At 60.4% G+C, this 5,686-nt stretch carries 5 protein-coding genes; all 5 read right to left on the reverse strand.

What is annotated here, in order from left to right; genetic code table 11:
- Window positions 1-128: 128 nt before the first annotated feature.
- Complete coding sequence (ftsW, locus tag RMO15_RS23575; RefSeq protein ID WP_309718171.1) at window positions 129-1,337, reverse strand: putative lipid II flippase FtsW; 1,209 nt, start codon at window positions 1,335-1,337, stop codon at window positions 129-131.
- Window positions 1,334-2,647 (reverse strand): UDP-N-acetylmuramoyl-L-alanine--D-glutamate ligase, encoded by a 1,314-nt coding sequence (gene murD, locus RMO15_RS23580; protein ID WP_309718174.1) that lies wholly within the window; start codon window positions 2,645-2,647, stop codon window positions 1,334-1,336. The genes ftsW and murD overlap by 4 nt, the downstream gene beginning before the upstream one ends.
- Window positions 2,644-3,678: a phospho-N-acetylmuramoyl-pentapeptide-transferase gene (gene mraY, locus RMO15_RS23585; protein WP_309718177.1), complete on the reverse strand. Its 1,035-nt coding sequence runs from the start codon at window positions 3,676-3,678 to the stop codon at window positions 2,644-2,646. Before mraY ends, murD begins: the two co-directional genes overlap by 4 nt.
- On the reverse strand, window positions 3,675-5,069 hold the full coding sequence (gene murF, locus RMO15_RS23590; RefSeq protein WP_309718180.1) for a UDP-N-acetylmuramoyl-tripeptide--D-alanyl-D-alanine ligase: 1,395 nt from the start codon (window positions 5,067-5,069) through the stop codon (window positions 3,675-3,677). Before murF ends, mraY begins: the two co-directional genes overlap by 4 nt.
- Window positions 5,054-5,686, reverse strand: a 633-nt coding sequence (locus tag RMO15_RS23595; RefSeq protein ID WP_309718183.1) for a glutamate ligase domain-containing protein, incomplete at its 5' end; no start/stop codon positions are given. The genes murF and RMO15_RS23595, both read right to left, overlap by 16 nt.

Here is a 5,686-nt window from a genome sequence, read left to right on the forward strand (position 1 = left end):
GAACCCACCCGGCTCGAACCCACCCGGCTTCGTTCGTTCCTCACTTTGCCACCCTCCCTCAGGGCAAGGAGGGGAAATTTCCCCTTCCTTGTCCTGAGGGAAGGGGTTAGGGGATGGGTTCGGGGTGCTCATTCGATCCCGATCTTTCGGAAGAAGCGGTCGCTGGGACGCTCTTTCGGTGCCGTTTTTTTGCCGCTGTTCTCGCGGAAAAACGGGTGGCAGGAGATTCCCAGGAGAATTCCCAGGCCACAGAGCGTCGGAACCAGCGACGAGCCACCGTAGGAGATCAGAGGGAGAGGGATTCCCGTGGTCGGGGCGGAGGAGGTAACAACCGCGATATTGAGCAGGGCCTGCATCCCGATCATGGCCGTCAGTCCTGTGGCTAAAAACCTCCCAAACGGGTCGCGGGTACGCAGGGCGATGGTCAGGCCACGGCAGGTTACCCCAAAGAAGGCGAGCAGAACCAGTGAGGTGCCCACGAGACCTAGCTCTTCCCCAACAACGGCAAAGATAAAGTCCGTGCGCTGTGCCGGTAGGCCACCGGGGCGTTTCTCATGGCTATTGCCAAGGCCCACGCCCGTAGTGCCACCACTGCCCAGAGCGACCAAGCTGCGCCAAGGCTGGTAGCCGTCTTTCTCCTTGTCCGCTTCCGGGTGCGCGAAAGTGAGCATGCGACGCATTCGGTAGTTCGGCTCCTCGGGGTGTGACTTGCTCGGCAGAAAGAGTGTGACTGCGGCGAGCAAGGCACTGGCTCCCGCGACAACGGCGATATACTTGCGCTTCACTCCACCCGCTGCCAGCAGGATCAAGTACGAAAAGAACATGGTCGCAGCCGTTCCTAGGTCGGGCTGGCGCTCGGTGAGAACCATCGGGATTCCCACGGCCACGGTCAGCCAGAAAACGCCGCGTGCTGTCTGCACAAAAGCTCGTTTCTCGGTGAGCATCCATGCTAAGAAAACCACGATGGCAAGCTTAGCAACCTCAGAAGGCTGGATCACCAGTGGCCCGATTCCAACCCAGCGACGTGCCCCAAGCGAGGAGTGACCTAGCTTCCAGACAATCAGCAAGAGCAGAATCGAGACCAGAAAGCCGGGGACCGCGAGCTTCTTCCACCACCAGTAAGGGATGCGAGCACAGGCGAGGAGCCCCAGCAGACCAATCCCAGCGGAGAGGACTTGCTTGCGGGCAAAGTAGAAAGCATCGTGGTTGTAGTCGTCAAAGGCACGTGCCACACAGTACGAGGCATCGTAGACCATGACGATCCCAAAGACAAGCAAGACAATGATGAGGACAAAGAGCCACCAGTCGGGGGCTACACGTCGCTGATTTCCATTCATGATAAGTTTCCAACTGCCTCTCGAAATACCTGGCCGCGCTGCTCAAAGCCCGTGAACATGTCAAAGCTGGCAAAGCCAGGTACCAGTAAAACCGTCTCGCCGGACTGAGCTTGGGCTGCCGCACGCTGCACCGCATCGTCCATATCGCCTGCTTGCTCGGTTTGCGTAAAGCCTTGTGCCGCCAGCGCTTCGCTCAGAAGGGGCCCATGCTCGCCGATCAGCACCACATGACGCGCCTGACTTGCCAGTGCCTCGACCATCGGGGCAATATCGCCGCCTTTATGCCGACCGCCCGCAATCGCCACCACGCCTCCCGAAACCGCCGAGAGCGAGGCGGCGACAGCGGCGGGGTTGGTGCACATGGAGTTGTTGATAAAGCGCACGCCATTCTTCTCGCTGACTAGCTCCATCCGGTGCGCGACTCCCCGAAAGCCGCGTAGCCCCTCCGCGATCCGGGCGGGGTTTAGGCCAAATGCCAGCGCCATGGACGAGGCCGCGACCGCATTGGCAAGGTTGTATTTACCCGGCACCAGAAGCTCCTCGGGGCGCAGCCGTAGCGCCGGGTCAAGCTGAGGAGCGCCGCCGTGAAAGGGGATCCGAATCCCACGTCCCACCTGATCGCTCAGGCGGCTGACGTAGAAATCGTCGGCGTTGACTACTGCGAAGTCACCTGCGTGCTGGGCCGCAAAGATGCGTGCTTTCGTCTTCCCGTACGCACGCAGATCCGGGTAGCGATCCAAGTGGTCTGTCGAGAGATTGAGCCATGCCGCGATCCTGGGGCGGAAGTCTCGCACCCACTCCAGCTGAAACGAGGAGACCTCGGCGACGATGACGGAGCTTTTGGGCGCTTGAGTGGCCGCCTCGATCAGCGGGAGGCGCTTGCCAAAATCTTCGGCGATATTGCCCGCCAAATACGTCTCTTTCCCCGCCGCCTCACACATCGCACCCAGCATCGCCACGGTTGTGGTCTTGCCATTGGTACCGGTGATCGCCAAGATCGGCGCACTGGCCAGACGGTAGGCAAGCTCGATCTCACTGGCAATCTCAGTTCCCCGTGCCTGTGCCTGTAAGATTGGAGCGGCAGTAGGCGGAACGCCGGGCGAGGGGATGAGAAGGCTGATTCCTTCGGGGAGCTCGGAGCTTCCCAGCCAGAGTGAGACCCCGGGCAGCGCGCGAGCCTCGGCGAGGCGCTCAGGACTAAGCTGCGACTCGGGCTTGGCATCACAGAGTACCACCTCGTCGCCACGTGCCGTCAAAGCACGTGCCGTCGCTAGGCCTGTGGCTGCTAGCCCGATCACCGCAACTCTCACCGTACACTTCCCAAAAAGAGAATGCTGAGTAGTGCCGCCAGCAGCGCCATCATCCAGAAGCGCACCACTACCTGGACCTCGTGCCAGCCCAGCTCCTCAAAGTGATGGTGTAGCGGAGCACGCTTAAACACACGGTGGCTCTGTGCGTACTCCAGCCCGTGCTTGATGCGGCGGAACTTGAAGACATAGCGCTGGATCATCATGGAGGCAATCTCGACAATATAGATCGCACCCACCAGAAAGAGCAGGATCTCTTGCTGGGCGAGGATGGCCGTTGCGGTCAGGCCCATGCCGAGAGCCAGCGAGCCCGTGTCACCCATAAAGATCCGAGCGGGGAAGGCATTGAAGCAGAGAAAACCCGCACAGGCTCCCGCTAGTGCGCCGTAGAGCAGGGTCATCTCGGTGCCAAGCCCATTGGTCATTGCCAGAATCCCAAGAGCCATTGCGACAATCAGCGTGGTGCCGCTTGCCAGACCATCGAGACCATCGGTGAAGTTGACAGCATTGCCAAAGCCGATGATCATCAGAGCGGCGATCACGGGATAGGCGAGGCCCAGCTGTATGCCGAGGATCTCCGAGTTGTGCCTGCTGAGCGCCAGATAGAGTGCAAAGCCAATCGCCACGGCCGCTTGTAGCCCCAGCTTGGCCCGCTCGGAGAGGCCCGCTTTGTTCTGTTTCTTGCGTGCCTTACCCAGATCATCGAGCATCCCGATCACGCCACCACCGAGGAAGACTAGGAGGGCAGCGAGAATATGATCCCGCTGCGTCCCCGACATCAGCCCCGAGCCTGACTCCACTGCCTGAAAGCGCTCCATAAGCAGGCTGAAAAGAGTGGCAATCGTCGCCCCACTCAGAATGAGCAGACCACCCATGGTTGGGGTTCCGTGCTTGCGCTTGTGCTTCTCGGGCGCGTTCTCACTGATCGGCTGGACTTTGTTTTTGGAGCGCAGGTACGCGATCAGAGGGTTGCCGGTGAGGAGTACTGCGACCATCGCGACCAGAAAGGGGACGACTATTAGGTTCGGGCTCATGTGGGCTTCCCTCCGGTCCACTCGGGCTGAAGGGCTTTGACGACTTTCTCGAGCTCCATCGCGCGGGAGCCTTTCACTAAGATCACATCGCCCTCTTGTGCAAAGAAAGCCATGGCCTCGGCGGCTTTGGAGGTCTGGTCGAAGTAGAAGACATTGTTGCGGTCGAAGCCCTCGGCGATAGCGGCGGCAGAGAGAAACGTGGTCTGCTCTCCGACCAGCACCAGCAGATCCAGCTTGAGCTTGGCGGCAACCCGACCAACCATACGGTGTGCCTCTTCCGCAAAGCGGCCTAGCTCCTTCATCTCGCCCAGCACTGCGACCCGCTTGCCCTTGCCACTGATGGGTGTTTCAGCGAGGGTCTGGAGCGCTCCTACCATGGAGTCCGGGGCTGCGTTGTAGCAGTCCGCGATCACGGTTGCGCCGCAGGTAGCCTGGACTTCCTCCAGGCGCATGGCGGGTGGCTCGAAGCGTAGTAGCGCTTTTGCGAGCGAGTCGAGCGGAATGCCCAGCGCCGCGCCTGCCGCTACTCCCAGCAGTGCGTTCTGGATATTGAAGCGCCCCGCCGACGGTAAGAAGGCTTTCTGTGTGCCCCACGGCGAGTTGATGGTAAAACGCCAGCCGCTCTCATGCCTTGAAATATCGGTGGCCTGCACATCGGCTTTGCCGTCCAGCGCAACCGTCAGCACTCTCCCACGGGCTTTTGTGGCGAGTGTCTGGGCAAAATCATCCGTGGTCGGGAAGATCGAGATGCCATCGCTAGGTAAGCCCTCAAACAGCTCGGCTTTCGCGTTGGCGATTCCCTGGCGGCTTCCAAGCAGCTCGATATGGGAGAGGCCAATCCCGGTGATGATTCCCACAGTGGGCTGCGCGATCCGTGCCAGCTGCGCGATCTGTCCCGCTCCGCGCATTCCCATCTCCAGAATCCAGGCCGTGGAGGTCTCTGATGCGCTAAAGATCGTCTGTGGCACCCCGATCTCGTTATTAAAGTTCGCCCCCGACTTGGCGACCGAGAACATGGTCTCTAGTAGTGTCGCCATAAGCTCTTTGGTCGTCGTCTTGCCGACACTTCCCGTGATCCCAATCACAGGCCCCGTGAACTTCTTGCGCACTGTGAGGGCAATATCCCCCAGCGCCACGGTCGTGTCTTTAGCAACCAGCACGGGCACAAAAGCCGCCACATTGTGATCCGCCACGATCGCTACAGCACCAGCCGCGATGGCCTGCACAACATAGTCATGCCCATCAAATTTCTCGCCCTTGAGCGCCACAAAGAGCGCCCCAGGCTGCGTCGTCCGTGTGTCTGTGGAGATGCTCGTTAGAGGCAGGTCTTCGGTGGGAGGCGGTGCGCCAATGGCGGCAGCCACCTCGGCGAGCGTTAGCGCGAAAGGCATTTTTCGATCTCCTCTCGCGCGATCGCTAAATCGGAGAAGTCGAATTTCTCACGTCCGATAATCTGGTAGTCCTCGTGGCCCTTACCTGCAATCACAATCGTGTCGCCTTTCTGCGCCATTGCCACTGCCAAAGCAATCGCCTTGCGCCGATCTACTTCCCGCAACACATTGGTTCCCCCCCCCGCCCCCGATAACGGGGGAGCCAGTGTTGCCAAGACATCGTTGAGAATTAGCTCGGGGTCTTCGGTGCGGGGGTTGTCACTGGTGGCGATGGCGATATCGGCGAGGGTTTGGGCGAGCTTGCCCATGATCGGGCGCTTGCTTTTATCACGATCTCCGCCGCAGCCAAAGACGGCGATGAGGCGACCGGGGGTGAGCGGACGAGCCGCTTTCAAGACATTTTCGAGACCATCGGGTGTATGGGCATAGTCTACGAGCACGGCGAAATCTTGTCCCGCTTTGATGGGATGAAAGCGCCCTGGGACGGGGGGACAGGCGGCGAGCCCTGCGGCAATTATCTCCGGGGAGAAGCCCCGCGCAACACCGTAGCCAATGGCAGCCAGTACATTGCCAACCTGGAACGTCCCTCCAAAGCCGAGCCGCACAGAAACATCCCC

The organism is Armatimonas sp. (assembly GCF_031410135.1).
Taxonomy (GTDB): Bacteria; Armatimonadota; Armatimonadia; order Armatimonadales; family Armatimonadaceae; genus Armatimonas.